Raw genomic sequence first — 18,113 nt, 5'->3', positions numbered from 1 at the left:
ATTTCGGGTGAAATTGTTTTGAGTAGGTTGCTGGAAAGATTGATGAAAATTGCGATCGAGAATGCGGGGGCGCAAAAAGGTTTTTTGATTTTAGAAAAAGCGGGAAACTGGACCCTTGAGGCGGAAGGTTCGGTGCAGGAGGATGAAGTTAGTGTGTTGCAATCGCTTCCTCTCAATCCGATAGCAGCTTCTGGGGGTTCTCCTTTGCTTGCTTGTGCGATCGCCAATTATGTGATTCGTACTCAGGAAAATGTGGTGTTAAATAATGCGGCTCAAGAGGGACAATTTACCCGCGATCCTTATATTGCAGCTACTCAACCGAAGTCTATTCTTTGCACTCCTCTGCTGCACCAAGGTAAGTTGACTGGCCTTCTTTATTTGGAAAATAACCTGACTGAAGGGGCTTTTACTACGGATCGCCTAGAATTGTTAAAACTTTTATCTGCCCAAATTGCTATTTCCATTGAAAATGCTCAGCTTTACGATCAATTAGGGGAATACTCGCGAACGCTGGAACGTAAGGTTATAGAAAGAACGCAAGAATTGCAACAGGAAATCGCTGTTAGGATGCAGACAGAAAGAGCCTTGGGCAAGTCTGAGGAAAAGTTTTCTAAAGCCTTTCGTTCCAGTCCTAACCCGATCGCGATCGCCCGATTTGCAGATGGACGCTACATCGAAGTGAACGACAGTTTCCTCCGCACTTTTAGCTACTCTCGCGAACAGGTAATTGGTTTTACAGCAATTGATTTGAATTTTTGGGGTAATTTAGAAGAATGTGACAGATACAGACAGCTCTTGCAAGAATCAGGAGTGGTTCGCAATCAGGAATTCGATTGTCGTACTTCATCAGGCGAGGTGAGAAAGATGCTGGTATCAGCAGATATTATTGAGCTGGGTGGAGAAGCGTGTATTCTGTTAGTCACTAACGACATTACCGAGCGTCAAAGGGTAGAAGAAGCGCTCAAAGAAAGCGAGGCTAAATACCGTGACTTAGTTGAAACATCGCAGGATATGATTTGGTCACTTGATATCGAAGGGCGTTATACCTTCGTCAACGCTGCTGTAAAACATATATTTGGCTACTTGCCTAAAGAAATGATAGGGCGAAAATTTAGTGATTTTCAGCTACCTGAACAACTTCCAAAAGATAAAAAGATATTCCAACGTATGCTGAATGGAGAGTCTGTATTTCAGTATGAAACTATACAATTAGCTAAAGATAGTAGACCTATCAATCTCCGGTTTAATTCACTTGTATTGCGGGATTCCGAGGGAAAAATTCTCGGAATAACTGGCACAGCTAGCGATATTACGGAAAGTAAAAAAGCAGAGGCAGCCTTACAAAAATCCAAAGAAGTTGCAGATGCGGCTAACAAGGCTAAAAGCGAATTTTTATCAAAAATGAGTCACGAATTGCGAACTCCCCTCAATGCAATTCTCGGCTTTACCCAAGTGCTGGCGCGCGACTCATCCCTTTCTCAGATACAGCAGGGACAGATAGGCATCATTAGTCGTTCTGGCGAGCATTTGCTGACGCTGATTAATGACGTGCTGGAAATGTCTAAAATAGAGGCAGGTCGGATTACCTTAAATCCTACTAGCTTTGACCTGTATCATTTGCTCCATTCTCTCGAAGAAATGCTCAAAATTAAAGCGGATTCTAAAGATTTACAGCTCAGTTGGCACATCGATTCTAACATTCCTCAGTATGTAAAAACTGACGAAAGTAAATTGCGTCAAGTATTGATTAATCTGCTAGGAAATGCGATAAAGTTTACGAGCAAGGGAAGTGTGACGCTTAGGGTAGCAGCAATTAGTGCGAAACAAAAGTCCCCAACAGACAACGAACCACGGACTATTACGTTTGAAGTGGAAGACACTGGTTACGGCATTGCTCCTACTGAGCTAGATTCTTTATTTAAGGCTTTTGTGCAAACTGACGCAGGTCGGAAATCTCAAGAAGGAACAGGCTTGGGTTTACCAATCAGCCGACAATTCGTACAACTGATGGGAGGAGACATTACCGTCAGCAGTACCTTGCATCGAGGAACAATTTTTAGTTTTGATATCCAAATTAGTTCCCCAGAGATGGCTGAAGTTCAACCTCGACAATCAAGAAGGCGGGTAATTGGTTTACAACCGAACCAACCCTCATATCGCATCTTGGTGGTTGATGATAAATGGGAAAGCCGTTTGCTATTGGTTCATCTTCTCGAACCGCTTGGCTTGGAGGTGCGCGAAGCAGTAAATGGTCAAGAAGCTATTAGAATCTGGGAAACTTGGAAACCTCACCTAATTTGGATGGATATGCAAATGCCTGTGATAGACGGGTATGAGGCTACCAGACAAATTAAAGCCAAGATTCAAGATGAGGCTACCCCAATTGTTGCGTTGACCGCTAGCGCTTTTGAGGAAGAGCGAGCCATTGTTTTATCATCAGGCTGTGACGATTTTGTGAGCAAGCCTTTTCAAGAAGAAGTGATTTTTGCCAAAATGGCTGAACATTTAGGGGTACAGTATATTTATGAAGATTTACCGAACTTTACATTATCTCAGCTTGAGGGTCAAGACCTGAGTGTAAAAGCAGAGGAAAAAACTGAAAATTTAAGGACAACTTTGGCGAAAATGCCTGCTGAGTGGGTGATACAGTTACATCAAGCAGCTATCGATGCTGATGCCGACCTGATTTTAAGTTTAGTCGCCACAATCCCCGAATATAATAAGTCTTTCCCGGAGACCATCGCTGATTGGGCTAACAACTTTCGATTTGATAAAATTACTGACTTAACCGAACAAATTATCCCATGAACAGCCAGCCATTAGCATCTCATGTTGCCAATCTTTTAGTGGTTGACGATACCCCCGACAACCTGCGTCTTTTATCGACTATGCTGAGGGACAAAGGATATAAAGTTAGGGGCGTAATAAACGGGGAAATGGCATTAAAAGCAGCGCGTTCTACCCCACCAGATTTGATTTTGCTCGACATCTCTATGCCCCAGATGAACGGCTACGAAGTTTGCCAACATTTAAAAGCGGATGCCAGAACTTCGGGTATTCCAGTTATTTTCTTGAGCGCCCTAGATCGAGTGTTGGATAAAGTCAAAGCATTTGCTGTAGGAGGAGTAGACTACATCACCAAGCCATTTCATTTAGAAGAAGTTTTAGCTCGTGTCGAAAATCAACTAACTATTCAGCGTTTGCAAAAAAAAATGCACGAGCAAAATGCGCGATTGCAGGAGTCTGAGGCTAAAGAGCGGAATAAATCCCAACAACTAGAGCTGGCTCTACAACAGTTACAAAATGCACAAGCTCAGCTCATCCAAAGCGAGAAAATGTCAAGTTTAGGGAATGTCGTAGCGGGGGTAGCTCACGAAATTAACAATCCGATTAGTTTCATTAAAGGGAACCTCTCGCCCGTAAGGGAGTACACTGAAGATTTGCTGAGGCTGGTGCAACTTTACACAGAAGATTTCCCCAATCCCACAGCAGCTATCCAGGAACAACTGGAGGCAATCGATTTCGCTTTTCTCAGGAATGACTTGCCGAAGCTAATTGCTTCTATGAGCATAGGAGCTGATCGAATTGGAGAAATAGTGCAATCGCTGCGGAATTTTTCCCGACTCGATGAAGCTGAGTTAAAAGCGGTGGATATCCATGAAGGAATTGAGAGTACGCTGATGATTTTGCAGCATCGGCTGAAAGATGAAGCACAGCAAACGATAATTAAAGTGGTAAAAGAGTATGATAATCTGCCAAAGATAGAATGCTACGCGGGGCAAATGAATCAGGTTTTTATGAATGTTCTGACTAATGCGATTGAAGCGTTGCAATCCCCAAAACGTTGGGCAAATGATGTAGATGATAGCAGCTCGATCCCTACTATTACTATTTGCACGAAGTTACTCTCCGACTTTCAAGTGGGTATTTATATTACTGATAATGGCCCCGGCATAACCGAAGAGATTCAACAACGCATATTTGAGCCATTTTTTACAACGAAGACAGTGGGAACAGGGAAGGGTTTGGGGTTATCGATTAGCTATACTATTGTAGTGGACGACCACGGGGGACAACTGAGTTGTTTTTCGATACCGGATCAAGGGGCGACATTGGCAATCGAAATTCCGATTTACCACTCTAGAAAAGGTTTTTATAAAGAGGATTTGGTCGGGCTATAAGCCACACTAAACTTCAAGTATTCAAAAATGGTGTAAGATCGGGAATCGTGTTTATTTAGGAGTCATATCATGTTCGATCGATTAACCATACTATCCCGGTCGGGGCGGGTTTTTGAGATTGTCAATTATTGGCAGGTATTGTGGGTGAACCCGCCCCTACACAAATTGCGATCGAGGGGACATGATATCATTTGATTGGCAATTTTTACACAAATTTCCCTTAATGGCAAGTCGCCAACTTGCTTTTTTTTAGTAGCTGATGCACGCACTCTCAAACCCAAAATAATGATGAATTTAAACCATGATTTTTTTTCAGTAAAAACTCTAGCAATTATTTGTGTAATTGCTGCGTTTGTTGTCATTGGTGGCAAAGTTTTTGCGACAATAATCGATGATAGACCGCCATTTAAAGAGACTAGCTTTTACAGTACGACTATATCGGGTAATAACGATTTAGTTGATATTTATTATCCTAAACCATCCGATCTTAATTCTGGTAATTACTCTTTTCCCATTGTGCTTTTATTGCAAGGTGCGCTTGTAGATAAATCATTTTATTCAGATTACGCTAGCCATGTGGCACGGTACGGCTTTGTGGTGGTTGTTCCGAACCATTTGCGGCCTTCGCCCTTCAATCCCACTTCACCGCCTAATTTGGCGTCGGAAACTTCCCAAATTGGGGCGGTTTTGTCTCAAATGGCGATCGAAAATACAAAGCCCACATCTCCGATCGCGTCTGTTATCGATACGCAGCGCCTTGGTTTATTGGGTCATTCTTTTGGTGGTGCAGTGGGGTTATCGGTGATTGCTAACAAATGTCTCCCAGAATTGTATTTGTGTCAAGAGCCATTTACGCGCCCGAAAGAACTATTAGCTGCTGCATTTTTTGGAGCTAACTTGCGGAATCCTATTGCTAATGAATTTGTACCCATCGCTAATGATGGCATTGCAGTGGCGTTGATTCAAGGATCTATCGATGGTGTCGCCCTGCCCGATCGAGCTCAAAGCACTTTTGACCAAATTCAAACACCACCCAAAGCTTTGATTACTGTTATGGGTGCAAATCACTTCGGCATTACCGATGTTAATAACCCCGCTGGTGCGATGCCCGATCGCAATACTGCTACCTTAGAGCGAGCCGTGGGTATTGAAACGATCGCCCGTTGGAGCGCGCTATTTTTGCGGGCACATATGCTTAAAGATCGATCGGCATTTGATTATATTTACTCTCAAGGTGACGCCCTCGATCCGAATGTCCGTGTTACCACCGTTGCAGTTCCCAAACCATCTTCTAAGTAGCTACCTAAAAAACGTAAGATAGATTAAGGCTAATACATAGTGTGCCTAACTTTTTATTATTTGGGATCGCCGATCTGACAGACCGCGAGCACTATATTGTTTTAAGCATCTATGTACAGTAATTCTATGTACACCTAAACGTTCAGCTACATCTGTAAGGCTTTTAATCGCTCCAGTCTTTAACCAATAAAGTGCCTGAATTTTTTATTTATTAGGTAGAGTTCCCTGCTCTGACTAAATTATTTTTAACTCGTATGCTATTAAATCCATTCTTTCTTAGTAGTTTACTTTCATAAATTATTCCTCAAACTAGGTTCTTCATTTTAGGATTTTATTGGGTATAGCAAAACCATTTGATTTGTAAACAATTGATTCAATCATCACAAGCGTTTCAGGTTGTTCTACATTCACGACTCAAATAGACGTGCTATATAATATTATTATTAACTAAATTTCCATTTTCAGTAACCTCAGCCTGCCGCTTAAAGACTAGCAACGTAATATCATCAAACACTTTCTGCTTACCAATATGTTGCCGCACATCTACAATCACCGCATCCTTAACTCCTGCTGCAGACTTGTGCCAATTTTGACTAATTACTTGACACAATTGCTTTAGTCCATACTGCTTTTTGCGGATGTTATAGGCTTCTGGAATCCCATCAGTATAAAGCACCACGCCATCTCCAGGTTCTAGCTCAATCAGGACGTGACTGATGAAGTCTGCGATATCATCATCTAAAGCGATCGGGAAGCCTAACTCCATCGTGTCGATGCGCTCAACATCTCCATTTTTTCGCACCACTAGCGTTTCTTCATGCTGACCGCTGATGCTGATCCGTCCTTCGGAGTAGTTCAAAATCGCCAGCGTCAGACTTTTCTCAGAATTCATGCGCTGCACGTTTTTGTAGAGGGTACGGTTGAGTACATCCAGGAATCGAACTGGATCTAGTCCACGAATCTCTTGCAGGGTGCGAACTGAGGTTTGCGCCATCAGCATTAGAATGCCGCTTTCCAGGCCATGTCCGGTGACATCACCGATCGCCAGTGTGACAACACCATCGATCTGTAGCACGTCGTAGTAGTCCCCTCCTACTTCATCGGCGGGTTCCATGTATCCGGCGATATCTAGTCCCTCAATTTCCAGTTCATGAGGGTTAGGCAAAATCATTTGCTGGATCTGACGCGCCACATTCACTTCTGCACCTAAACGGAGGTTGTCTACTTTGAGTTTTTCGTTGAGGGTCATGATTTCCTGATTAGCATTAGCGAGTTCTGATGTTCGTTCTTTAACTTTGTCTTCGAGGGTTTCAAATGATTCTTGAATTTGCCTCGCCATGCTGTTGAAGGATCGTGCTAGCAGACCAATTTCGTCTCGCGATCCCATCTTCACACGCATATCTAAGTGACCCGCCGTAAACTGGGCAACCGCTTGGGTGAGGTAAATCAGAGGCTTGGTTAATAGTTGTGCGATCGCCAAAGCGATGATAGTTACAATTGTGGCGATGATTGCTAATAAAAGAAGTGCATCCTGTATTTGTTTTTCTACAGGTGCTAGGGCAACGGCAATGGGTTGTGCGAAAAGAACTGACCAAGGTTGATATTGCAGGCGGGCGATCGCTAAGAGGCTTAACTCATTATTACCCGTAGCTGTCAATCGTGTGATTAGATAAGGCTGTTTAGTGTCTAAAGCCTGCTTGATGTCGGGCAAATTGATTGCAAGTTCTTCCGTTATATTTTTAGGCAAACGCCCTTCGCGTTGCAGTTTCACTACAACATTGGGTGACAAAGGTACAATTGATTTGAAAAGGAGTTCCGGTGTAGTGCTATGTGCCAGATGGATATAGTTCTCATCTAAAAGAACGGCTAACGATTTCGCACCTGCACGTTCAGTTTTCCGACTCACCAACTGCTGGACAGATGTGGCATTGTATGTCACCCGCAATACACCCAATATATTTCCCTTCGCATCGCGAACAGGACTGCTAAAGAAGAGCGTAACGAGGTTGGGAATTGTCGGCGATTGCCTAATGCTAGAAACAAAAGATAGTTGAGTTTTGAGCGGTTCTTGGAAGTAATCTTGACCGGATTCATCTCGTCCCACATCCAGTGTATTCGTATCGAGTACATTCCGTCCCTTTAAGTTGAGCAAGGCATAGGAGATAATATTAAGCGTATCTTTGCGACTGAGCCTGGTTAAGGTTTCAGTCGCTAACATCTCTTGGGGACTACCATTTCGCCGTTCTGGAGGTATGCCCAGATAGGCAGCCAAACCTGGTAAAATCGCTTCTACGCGCACGGCATTGAGATTCCCATCGATAAACCCATCTATTCTGTAAGCGGTTTCGTTAGCCGCCGCAGATAGCGCTTGTCGTGCGTTGTCGGTCAATGCCTTTTCAGTTGTCTGCTTGTTGACAAATGCTAGCAACAGCAACGGAATCAGAGCAACGACGAGAAACGACACGATTAACTTTGTACGAATGCTGTTGAAAAACAATCGCTTCATGGTTTGAGACTAGGAGGGGGGGGTTAAGAAAGAAGAATTGAACAAGGTTTCTAGATTGGGAAGGCGCGTCACATTGCCAGCGCGAATAAAAAAGTCCGTATATTTTTTGGCAGTTTTGTAGATATAATTATGACTGTTTGATTGAAATAAATTTTGATTGTCTGCAAAGTCAGTAAAGTCTATTCCGTCGAAAGAAATGGTATTGATGGGCATATTCAATGCTTTGCTGACGATCTCCTTTCCTTCGGTAATATTTGCTTCCCAATATGACAAGCCTTGAAGCCAGCCTCGCACAAAGGCGCGAATATCTTCGGGGCGATCGCGTATCACCTCACCCCGAAACGCGATTAAATCCAAAATTAAGCCTGGGGTTTGTTTGCTTGTAAACAGGATATGCGCCCCTAATTTTAATGCTTCAGAAAGATAGGGTTCCCAAGTGTGTCCTGCTTGGATAGCATTGTTTTGTAAGCGATTGGGAACTTCAAAAGTCTCGACTTTAACCAGTCTAACATCATCGCTTGTCAGCTTAGAGGTTTTCAACATCTCAGTAACGAAAACCTCGCTAAAGTCGCCTAGAGTTGCACCAAGCTTTTTTCCTTTCAAGTTAGGGATTGTTTTAATATCCGATTGCGCGACTACCACATCTGCCCCTGTCGATTCATCCACAACCATCACAGCTTGCATATCAGGATATGTGGCACTCAAAATCACAAAATCGCCCAAGGTCAATGCGATCGCATCATACTTCCCTGCACTGAAATCCGCGAAAAGCAATTGTGAGTGCTTTATATAGCTGAGTTCCACGTCTACCCCTTGCGCTTTGAAGAATCCTTTCTCTTGAGCAATGATCAGAGGTGTATAGCCAACAAAAGGAACACAAGATACTTTTAGGGCAGGAGGTTTTACTTTTAGAGGTGCCGAAGACTGACAAGCAAACAGCAGCCAGCAGGTAATAAATATACAGATGTAATTGAGTAATTTAGACATACTAGCTAGAGGATTCTTGGTGTAAAAAAGCCGACTCATATTTTCTTGATCCCGATCGACCTAAGTGCATCTTCCGCAATAGCCACTAAACTTGTTCCGGCGGCGATATCTAGAACAAGCTTGCCCGATCGCACTTTGACCAATTCTACTAACCGAGTTGCAGCTTGTTTGTGAAATTCATTTTCCTAGTCGGGGCGGTTGTTGAAGTCATTGATAATCTGCGGTTTGTAGGCACTTAGCGAGTCAGTCAATCGATTTTCGATTTTCGATTTTCGATTTTAGAATTGAAGCATTGACTTGTGCGAGATAAATTCGGGGGATCCTTTATCGGATACAGGTTTTTTATTTCTGGACGGATGAATCACGTGGCGGGTATCCTCGATGCTTTCAGTCATGGCGAATTATTGGTTTAACTTTCTACATTGTGGCAGTTATGGTCGATCGCGACTCTAGTCGCAGGTGACATCACTCAGCAATCTCTACAATGCCCGCCCATGTATGCAAAACCGCTACCGAGTATCAACTCTCCGGCAACAAACACCCGCCCAATTGGGATCGCGAAGCTGTAATCCGCTACAATCTGTGTTTGGTAAAGAATTTTTACAAGTTCACAGCCCATTACAGCCTTTGCGGCTTGTACTACCCAACCTGCCTGAAAATATGGATTTTGCTACTCTTGCTGCCCAGCTAAATGCTGGAACTATCTTGCCAGAGGGAATTGTCATCATCACCCTCTTGGTGGTTCTCGTCGGCGATTTAATCGTAGGCCGCAGTTCATCTGGTTGGACTCCCTACGTTGCCGTTGCGGGTTTGCTAGCCGCCGTCGCTGCCTTGTGTTTGCAGTGGGATAACGTTGATACCATCTCGTTTCTAGGCGGTTTTAACAGCGATGCCTTGAGTTTAGTGTTTCGCGGAATTATCGCTTTGACTGCGGCTGTCACTATTTTGATATCCGTCCGCTATGTACTGCAAACTGGTACTGCTTTAGCGGAATTCATCGGCATTTTACTCACCGCTACTTTGGGGGGAATGTTCCTCAGCGGCGCTGATGAATTGGTGATGATTTTTATTTCGTTGGAAACTCTGAGTATCTCGTCTTATTTGCTGACGGGTTACACAAAACGCGACCCGCGTTCCAATGAAGCTGCTTTGAAATATTTGTTAATTGGGGCTTCTTCTTCGGCGGTGTTTCTCTACGGGATTTCGCTGCTGTACGGATTGTCGGGGGGCGAAACTCAGTTAAGTGCGATCGCTGCTAACCTTTCTACTGTGAACGAAGGTCAATCTCTCGGTTTGGTGATTGCTTTAGTTTTTGCGATCGCCGGCATCGCCTTCAAAATCTCTGCGGTTCCCTTCCACCAATGGACTCCAGACGTTTACGAAGGTTCTCCTACACCCGTTGTTGCCTTTCTTTCTGTCGGTTCCAAAGCAGCCGGTTTTGCCCTAGCAATCCGCTTGTTAACAACTGCTTTCCCCGCACTTATCGAACAGTGGCACTTCGTGTTCACGGCCTTAGCCATTCTCAGCATGGTGTTAGGAAATGTGGTTGCCCTCGCCCAGACTAGCATGAAGCGGCTTTTGGCTTATTCGTCGATCGCCCAAGCCGGTTTTGTGATGCTGGGTTTGATTGCAGGAACAGAAGCCGGTTACTCCAGCATGATATTTTATCTGTTGGTTTACCTGTTTATGAACTTGGGCGCTTTCGCTTGCATCATCCTGTTCTCGCTGCGGACTGGAACCGACCAAATTAGCGAATACTCCGGTTTGTACCAAAAAGACCCGCTGTTAACTTTAGCCTTAAGTATTTGCCTGCTTTCTCTCGGTGGAATTCCGCCCCTGGCTGGATTTTTCGGCAAAATCTATCTGTTCTGGGCCGGCTGGCAAGCAGGACTTTACGGCTTAGTTATTCTGGGATTAATTACCAGCGTAGTTTCGATTTACTATTACATCCGCGTTGTCAAGATGATGGTAGTAAAAGAACCTCAAGAAATGTCAGACGCGGTGAAAAATTATCCCGAAGTTCGCTGGAACCTTCAGGGAATGCGGCCTTTGCAAGTCAGCGTTGTACTCACTTTGGTGGCGACAACATTGGCGGGAATTTTGTCGAATCCTTTGTTTAATTTGGCCAATGATGCTGTTACCAAAACTCCCATGTTGCAGTCGGCTTTGAGTCAGGTGCAACCTGTTGTGGGTGCGAAAATTGACTCTAATTTGGTGTCTAGCCGGGATTAATTTTTCCTGTTTTTGAAATAGTGGAAAACGCCTGACTCTTTGCAGTTGGGCGTTTCTTTTTTGTTGTGATATACTGTTAATTATGATTTTTAACCGCAGATGTAGGCAGATTAACGCAGATAAAAGTTAGTACAGAGGCAACAATGTTAGTACAAAGTAAGGCAAAGTTTTATACTCCAGATGAGTACCGGGAGTTAGAGGAAACTGCTGAGTTTAGAAATGAATACCGCGATGGAGAAATTGTACAAATGAGTGGTGGTAGTATTAATCACAGCCGGATTATCCGAAATTTGAGTAGAGTCTTGGGAAATTTGCTTGAGGGGCAGCCCTATGAGCTTTTTCACAACGATTTGCGGTTGTGGATTCCTCGGTATCGACGGGGAACTTACCCGGATGTGATGGTGATTGAAGGGGAGCCAGTTTTTACCGAGGGACGCAGTGATGAGATCCTCAATCCGATGCTCATCGTGGAAGTGCTTTCTAAGTCTACCAAGGATTTCGATCGAGAGGATAAGTTTCGGTTTTATCGATCTATCCCTGAATTCTGTGAATATGTGTTAGTCAATCAATCTGAGTTTTTAGTCGCACAATATATTAAAACCGAACCAAATGAATGGTTATTTCGGGAATATGAGGGAGAGACAGCAACAGTTTCTTTTGCTTCCTTGGGAGTGCAAATGTCGATGAGCGAGATTTATGCAAAAGTGGTATTTGAAAGCCCGGAAACGGAAGTGCAGCAGTAAACTTCATGCTATGGGGTGAAGCAATGTCTAGCTTGGTAACAGTAAAACAATAATAACTTGGTGGGTGGTGAGGACTTTAGTCTTCTAATTTTTATGAGGGAAGATATGGATAACTACCGAATTGTCGAAACTTTGACCGAAAGCCAGGTTTCCGACTTGATGGATTTGTACAAAAACGAGTTTTGGAGCGACAAGCGGACGCGGGAGGATGTTGTGAAAATGCTGGAGGCAACTGATGTTACCATTGGTTTTGTCGATGAGACCGATCGACTAATTGGCATTACCCGCGTCATTACCGATTTTGTCTACAGAGCCATGATTTTTGATGTCATCATCAAGCCGACACACAGAAAGATGGGACTGGGTGCGAAGTTAATGGATGCAGTTTTAACTCATCCCAAATTGCAAGCTGTCGAGCATTTTTATCTTAATTGTTTGCCGAACATGATGCCGTTTTACGAGCGTTGGGGTTTCTCGGATGATGTGGGCGAACTTAAGTTTTTGCGGCGAACAACTGGCTGAACTTAGCCCCTTGAAAGCTCCAATTTTTCTCGAATTACGTCTTCTTTGAAACCTACTAAAACAGCCGTTCCATCTTTAACGAAAAGAGGACGTTTCAGCAGCATCGCATCCTTAGCAAAAGCATCTACCCACTGTTCGCTAGTCCAATTTTTCTTGTCATCGCCCAAAGCGCGGTAAGATTGACCGGAAGTATTTCGCATGGGTTCAAAACCTAAAGCAGCTACCCAGCTTTGGATTGTTTCGCGAGTCGGCGGCTGTTCTTTTGTGTTAATGAACTCGTAATTAACATCGCTATCTTTGAGCCACTGGAAAGCTTTTTTGCAGGTTCCGCAGTTGGGGATTCCGTAAACTTGAATTGACATAATAATGACTACTAACTAATGACTAATGACTAATGACTACTGACTAATCTAGCTTGTTGAACCCATTTTTGCACGCGATCGACTGAAGGAGTCAAGTCATTGCGCTGCATTGTCGCTACGTGCAGCCTTAAAACTTGTTGGTGCAATCTCTCCACGGGCATTTGAGCCAATTGAGCCGGAGAAGCAACGCCGGCGTGCAGTAACAGCCCGCAATACTGACACCCTACACTTGGAATTCCAGCCAAATTTGCCATCGCTACCCATTTATTAACATATTGAATGTTAATCTGTAATTGATTGGCTAGCAACACTTTCGCCGCTTGCGTTTTCGTCAGGCGAATTAGTTGTCCGGTTGTGGTGATGCTGCACTCTTCCAGTTGAGATTGGTTTTCCTTGCTCAATCCCGGTAAATGTGCGATCGGCCAATCGCGTACTTGCACAGAAGTTTGAGGAGCTTTATGAGAAATTTTCATGTTTTTTCAGTGAATTTTACTTATACTTTAAAGTCTAAATTATAAAACAGTCAATAGAGGATATCGCTCACGTCACCCTATCAACAAAAACCAGACCAAGGAATTTGACTCATTGCGGGTGTTGTGATAATTATGCTAATTTCCTACAAAGTAGCACTTTCAGCCGGTTTTCCTGCCTGTGGCTCAGGCTTACTGCTTAACCACATCATCCGGGCGATGACGACAAAGACTATAAAAAAGACAGCCTATAAATGCTAGCAAAAAATAAGTGACAGATGAGAATTTTCTCAAAAATGGCTGCCAAATTGACCGTCAGAATTTTAGGGCTTTAATGCTGAGAATGCAAAAACTTGTGGCTGACTGTAAACCCAACTCAAAATTATAGGTTTTTACCCATGACAATTACACAAGGTGATGATTTGTTAACTAATATTCTACACCAACGGCGGCAAAAACTGGCCAGTTTAATTAATTTTCCGGTAATTTTATGGTCGGGGCGCAGCATTCCTCGCAATTATCCGGCACTTACTTATCCCTTTCGTGCCAGCAGTCACTTTCTATATTTTGCTGGTTTGCCCTTAGAAAATGCTGCCATTCGCTTAGAATCGGGCAAATTAGAATTGTTCTTAGATGACGCACCTGCTAGCAGCACGCTTTGGCACGGAGAAATGCCGAAAAGAGCAGAAATTGCCGCACTAATTGGCGCTGATGCTGCTTTCCCAATGGCCGAATTGAAAGCGCGATCTACAAATGCAGCAACGATCGCAATTCAGGATTCTTGGACTCAGTTGCAACAGCGTGAAATTCTCGATCGCCCTCTCGCACCGCCCAAATCGCCAACCGGAATTGACCTAGAATTAACCAAGGCAATTATATCTCTGCGCCTGAGCCACGATGCAGCCAGTTTGGCCGAATTGCGTCAAGCTGCCGCTGTCACTGTAGAAGCTCACAAAGCGGGAATGGTGGCAACCCGAAATGCTCAAATTGAAGCGGGGGTGCGCGCTGCAATGGAAAGTGTCATCATCTCCAAAAACATGACCTATGCCTATCCCAGTATCGTGACTGTGCATGGAGAAGTGCTGCACAGCGAACATTATCACAATCCCCTACAAACCGGAGATTTGTTGTTAGCAGATGTCGGTGCGGAAACATCAACGGGATGGGCGGCTGATGTGACTCGCACTTGGCCGGTTTCTGGCAAGTTTTCTCCGACTCAAAGAGCGATTTATGATGTGGTTTTGGCAGCGCACGATGCTTGTATTGATAAAATTAGTCCGGGGGTGGAATATCAAGACATTCATCTGTTAGCTGCTCGGATTATGGCGGAAGGATTAGTTGATTTAGGTATTTTGCGGGGTAATGTTGAAGATTTGGTAGACATGGATGCTCATGCGCTATTTTTTGTGCACGGTATCGGACATTTAATCGGTTTGGATGTTCACGATATGGAAGATTTAGGCGATTTGGCTGGCTATGAAGAAGGAAGAACCAGAAGCAGTCGGTTTGGGTTGGGGTTTTTGCGGTTGAATCGAGTTTTGCGTCCGGGAATGCTAGTATCGATCGAACCGGGATTTTATCAAGTTCCGGCAATCTTAAATCACCCAGAAAATCGCGCTAAATATGAAGATTTTGTGAACTGGGAGGAGTTGGAAAAATTTGCCGATGTGCGCGGAATACGCATAGAAGATGATATACTTGTCCTCGATGAGGGTAGAGAAGTATTGACAGGGAAATTGCCCACAACAGCTCCAGAGATTGAGGAGTTAGTTGCGGTAAATACGTAAGTTGAGCCGAGTTAGATCGCACATACGCAGTTCCATCAGGTGTGAAAAAAGATAAAGATGAATAAAGGTTGGCAAATAAGTCTTTCGATATTAGCTAAAAAAGTGGTCTCGCAAGTCAGAAAATTCGCTGCACTAATACTTCCACGCATTGTTCGTAAACCTAGATCCTCGCGGCCTCCGATGCAAGCTGCATCTTTGCCCAGCAACGAAGAAGACAGGCTAGAAGCACTGCACCGCTACAACATTCTCGACACAGAAGCCGAAGCAGCTTTTGACGATCTAACAGCTTTAGCATCTTATATTTGCGGCACTCCGATTGCTTTAGTTAGCTTAATAGATTCTAACAGACAGTGGTTTAAATCCAAAGTTGGTCTGGAAGCGCCAGAAACTCCGAGAGAGTTAGCTTTTTGCGCCCACGCTATTTTAAATCCCAACGAATTGCTAGTTGTACCCAATGCTCTAGATGACGATCGCTTTGTCGGCAATCCGCTAGTAACTTCCGATCCAAATATTCGGTTTTATGCTGGAGCCCCGCTAGTAACTCCTGATGGTTATCCGATCGGCACTTTGTGCGCGATAGATACAGTTCCTCGTAATCTCACCCCAGAACAGCTAGAAGCGCTGCGGACTTTAGGACGGCAAATTATTCACCAGATGGAGTTGCGAATAAATCTGACTAAATTAAAGCGCGCACAGATCAAGAACAAACAAGTAGAAGAAAAACTCCGTTCTACAGACGAGCAAATTGTCAATTTTTTAGAAGGAATGAGCGATGCTTTTTTTGCTTTCGACACCCATTGGCGATTTACTTACGTCAATTACAAAGGCTCGCAATTTTTGAAGCGCTCGCAGGAAGAACTTTATGGTAAAAATTTTTGGGAAGAGTTTCCAGAATTCGTGAATTCGGATTTTTATAAAGAGTATCATGAAGCTGTCGCCAAACAAATTGGGGTGGCTTTTGAAAAATATTATCGTCCCTTAAAAGTGTGGCTGGAAGTCCGAGTTTTTCCTTCTCACGACGGCATTTCTGTGTTTTTTCATGACATAACTAAGCGCAGGCAGATGGAGTCTGCACTCATGAAAGAACAGAAAAAAACAGAAAGTTTACTGCTAAATATTTTGCCAGAACCGATTGTCACTCGGTTGAAGCACGAACCGGGGGTAATTGCAGACAAGTTTGAAAAAGCAACAATTCTTTTTGCTGACCTGGTGAATTTCACCCAAATTTCTACTACCATGTCTGCCACTAAATTAGTGTACTTGCTGAATGAAATTTTCTCAGCTTTTGACGGACTGAGTGAGAAGCACGGCTTAGAAAAAATTAAGACGATCGGGGATGCTTACATGGTAGCAGCAGGTATTCCCATTGAACGTCCAGACCACGCAGAGGCGATCGCCGAAATGGCGCTGGATATGCTAGTAGCAATTGAGAAATTAAATGTGAAGCTAGACGCGAAATTTGACCTCCGCATCGGGATTAATAGCGGCCCGGTGGTAGCGGGGGTAATCGGCACTAAAAAATTCATTTACGATTTGTGGGGAAATGCGGTAAATACAGCCAGCCGCATGGAATCTCACGGCATAACAGGCCGCATTCAAGTCAGCCACTATACTTATGACTTACTGCAGGATAAATATGAATTTGAAGATCGTGGCGAGATCGAGATTAAAGGTAAAGGGCAAATGCAAACTTATTTGCTGACGGGTAGAAAAACAGTAAGCGATCTCAAAATTCTAGAGTAAATAAAGCTAAGAGTTGAAAGTACCTGATTGTTGAGGAAACTCTGCAGGCTGCGATCGATCGCCTCTTCGGGGCGATCGCCCGCTCGGCAGAACGGCTGCAGCAGAGCAGCCAAATAAGATTATGCTATAGACAGAGATATCGCAGCAATCCTAGGCGCGGTACTCGACGTTATAAAAATACTAAGTTGAAGTCGTCGGAGCCTTTAATAATGGTTCAATTTCATATTCAAACCGATAGCGATATTCCAGCATCCACCCAACTATTCAATCAAATCAGGTTTGCGATCGCCTCGCGACAATTTCCGCCCGGACACCGCTTGCCCAGCACCAGACAGCTAGCCATGCAGACGGGTTTGCACCGCAACACCATCAGCAAAGTATACCGCCAGCTCGAAAATACCGGACTCGTAGAAGCCCAAGCAGGATCGGGCATTTACGTCCGCGCTCAAGGCAACGAAGTTGTAGGCAACAAACTCAAATCTCCGATCCTCGAAGAATATCCCCTGGCTAACAAAATAGTACAAGGAAGTATCGATCAACTGCTGGAACAGGGCTGTACGCTCAACCAAGCGAGGGAATTATTTTTGACCGAAATTGACTGGCGGCTCAGGTGCAGCGCCCGCGTGGTCGTCACAGCCCCCACAGAAGACATCGGCGTGGGTGAACTGATGGCGAAAGAACTCGAACAAGCTCTCCGTATTCCCATACAGTTAGTGCCGATGGAACAGCTAGGTACTTTTTTGGATCAAATCTCTTCGGGAACTGTGATCACGAGTCGATATTTTATCGGAGAAGCAGAATCGATTTCGGCACCGCGTTCAGTGCGAGTTATTCCCGTAGACATCTATGACTACAGCCAGGAAATCCAGCTAGTCGGGGGTTTGCCGAAAGACAGTTATTTGGGTCTCGTTAGCCTGAGTCCGGGAATGCTACGATCGACCGAAGTCATCATCCACAGCATCCGGGGAGAGGATTTGCTGGTGATGACGGCCTTGGTTTCAGACGAGTACAAGATTAACTCGATCGTGCGATCGGCCAGAACAATTTTTTGCGACCAACCGAGTTTTGCTACAGTTAAAGCTGCCATCAATGCGGCTAGAGAAGATATTATTCGTCCCCCGCAACTGATCTGCTCCGAAAATTACATCGGATCTAAGTCGATTAATTTGCTCAAGCGCGAGTTGGGCTTGGGATGATACCATTTTCGATTTTCGATTTTCGATTTTCGATTAAAAAATTGGGAATGACTGCATAATGGTTGGGATATTCTTTAGAGTTGCA

Annotated in this window: 14 protein-coding genes; 9 read left to right on the top strand and 5 right to left on the bottom strand. The window is 44.1% G+C overall.

What is annotated here, in order from left to right:
- From QT984_RS20700 to QT984_RS20690, 3 genes are all read left to right on the top strand, one after another.
- Positions 1-2,808: PAS domain S-box protein (locus QT984_RS20700; protein ID WP_333374805.1), on the top strand; the 2,808-nt coding region annotated here is incomplete at its 5' end.
- Positions 2,805-4,181, top strand: a complete 1,377-nt coding sequence (locus QT984_RS20695) for a response regulator (protein ID WP_333053796.1) — start codon at positions 2,805-2,807, stop codon at positions 4,179-4,181. The genes QT984_RS20700 and QT984_RS20695, both read left to right, overlap by 4 nt.
- A 285-nt stretch (positions 4,182-4,466) precedes the next feature.
- Entirely contained in the window at positions 4,467-5,480 is a 1,014-nt protein-coding gene (locus QT984_RS20690) for a poly(ethylene terephthalate) hydrolase family protein (RefSeq protein WP_333210341.1), read from the top strand.
- Between the two features lie 45 nt (positions 5,481-5,525).
- Here QT984_RS20690 and QT984_RS20685 read toward each other — a convergent pair whose 3' ends face one another.
- The 3 genes from QT984_RS20685 to QT984_RS20675 all read right to left on the bottom strand — a co-directional run bounded on the left by QT984_RS20685 (position 5,526) and on the right by QT984_RS20675 (position 8,973).
- Positions 5,526-5,681 carry a helix-turn-helix domain-containing protein gene (locus QT984_RS20685; protein ID WP_333053959.1) on the bottom strand — a complete coding sequence of 52 codons (156 nt, stop codon included), beginning with the start codon at positions 5,679-5,681 and terminating at the stop codon, positions 5,526-5,528.
- 226 nt (positions 5,682-5,907) lie between these two features.
- Positions 5,908-7,986, bottom strand: coding sequence for a SpoIIE family protein phosphatase (locus QT984_RS20680; protein WP_333053798.1), 2,079 nt, complete (start codon positions 7,984-7,986; stop codon positions 5,908-5,910).
- A gap of 9 nt (positions 7,987-7,995) precedes the next feature.
- Positions 7,996-8,973 (bottom strand): ABC transporter substrate-binding protein, encoded by a 978-nt coding sequence (locus QT984_RS20675; RefSeq protein ID WP_333053799.1) that lies wholly within the window; start codon positions 8,971-8,973, stop codon positions 7,996-7,998.
- 660 nt (positions 8,974-9,633) lie between these two features.
- Here QT984_RS20675 and QT984_RS20670 point away from each other — a divergent pair.
- The 3 genes from QT984_RS20670 to QT984_RS20660 all read left to right on the top strand — a co-directional run bounded on the left by QT984_RS20670 (position 9,634) and on the right by QT984_RS20660 (position 12,470).
- A complete protein-coding gene (locus QT984_RS20670) occupies positions 9,634-11,205 on the top strand; it encodes an NAD(P)H-quinone oxidoreductase subunit N (protein ID WP_333210348.1) in 1,572 nt (523 codons plus the stop codon).
- Between the two features lie 143 nt (positions 11,206-11,348).
- Entirely contained in the window at positions 11,349-11,948 is a 600-nt protein-coding gene (locus QT984_RS20665; protein WP_333053801.1) for a Uma2 family endonuclease, read from the top strand.
- A gap of 105 nt (positions 11,949-12,053) precedes the next feature.
- Positions 12,054-12,470, top strand: coding sequence for a GNAT family N-acetyltransferase (locus QT984_RS20660; protein ID WP_333053802.1), 417 nt, complete (start codon positions 12,054-12,056; stop codon positions 12,468-12,470).
- Positions 12,471-12,472: 2 nt separating this feature from the next.
- Here the strand turns inward: QT984_RS20660 and QT984_RS20655 are convergent, their stop codons facing one another.
- Both QT984_RS20655 and QT984_RS20650 read right to left on the bottom strand, forming a co-directional pair.
- Entirely contained in the window at positions 12,473-12,832 is a 360-nt protein-coding gene (locus QT984_RS20655) for a Spx/MgsR family RNA polymerase-binding regulatory protein (protein ID WP_333053803.1), read from the bottom strand.
- Positions 12,833-12,861: 29 nt separating this feature from the next.
- Positions 12,862-13,305, bottom strand: coding sequence for a DUF4332 domain-containing protein (locus QT984_RS20650; protein ID WP_333053804.1), 444 nt, complete (start codon positions 13,303-13,305; stop codon positions 12,862-12,864).
- Between the two features lie 395 nt (positions 13,306-13,700).
- Here QT984_RS20650 and QT984_RS20645 point away from each other — a divergent pair, with 395 nt between their 5' ends.
- The 3 genes from QT984_RS20645 (at position 13,701) to QT984_RS20635 (ending at position 18,028) form a co-directional block, all read left to right on the top strand.
- Positions 13,701-15,089: an aminopeptidase P family protein gene (locus tag QT984_RS20645; RefSeq protein WP_333374803.1), complete on the top strand. Its 1,389-nt coding sequence runs from the start codon at positions 13,701-13,703 to the stop codon at positions 15,087-15,089.
- Between the two features lie 180 nt (positions 15,090-15,269).
- Positions 15,270-16,832 (top strand): adenylate/guanylate cyclase domain-containing protein, encoded by a 1,563-nt coding sequence (locus QT984_RS20640; protein ID WP_333053806.1) that lies wholly within the window; start codon positions 15,270-15,272, stop codon positions 16,830-16,832.
- Positions 16,833-17,041: 209 nt separating this feature from the next.
- Positions 17,042-18,028 (top strand): GntR family transcriptional regulator, encoded by a 987-nt coding sequence (locus QT984_RS20635; protein ID WP_333053807.1) that lies wholly within the window; start codon positions 17,042-17,044, stop codon positions 18,026-18,028.
- Positions 18,029-18,113: the final 85 nt, after the last annotated feature.

This window comes from Microcoleus sp. Z1_B2 (genome assembly GCF_036700325.1).
In the GTDB taxonomy this organism is placed as follows: Bacteria; Cyanobacteriota; Cyanobacteriia; order Cyanobacteriales; family Microcoleaceae; genus Microcoleus.
This window is presented reverse-complemented; position numbering and strand designations above follow the sequence as displayed.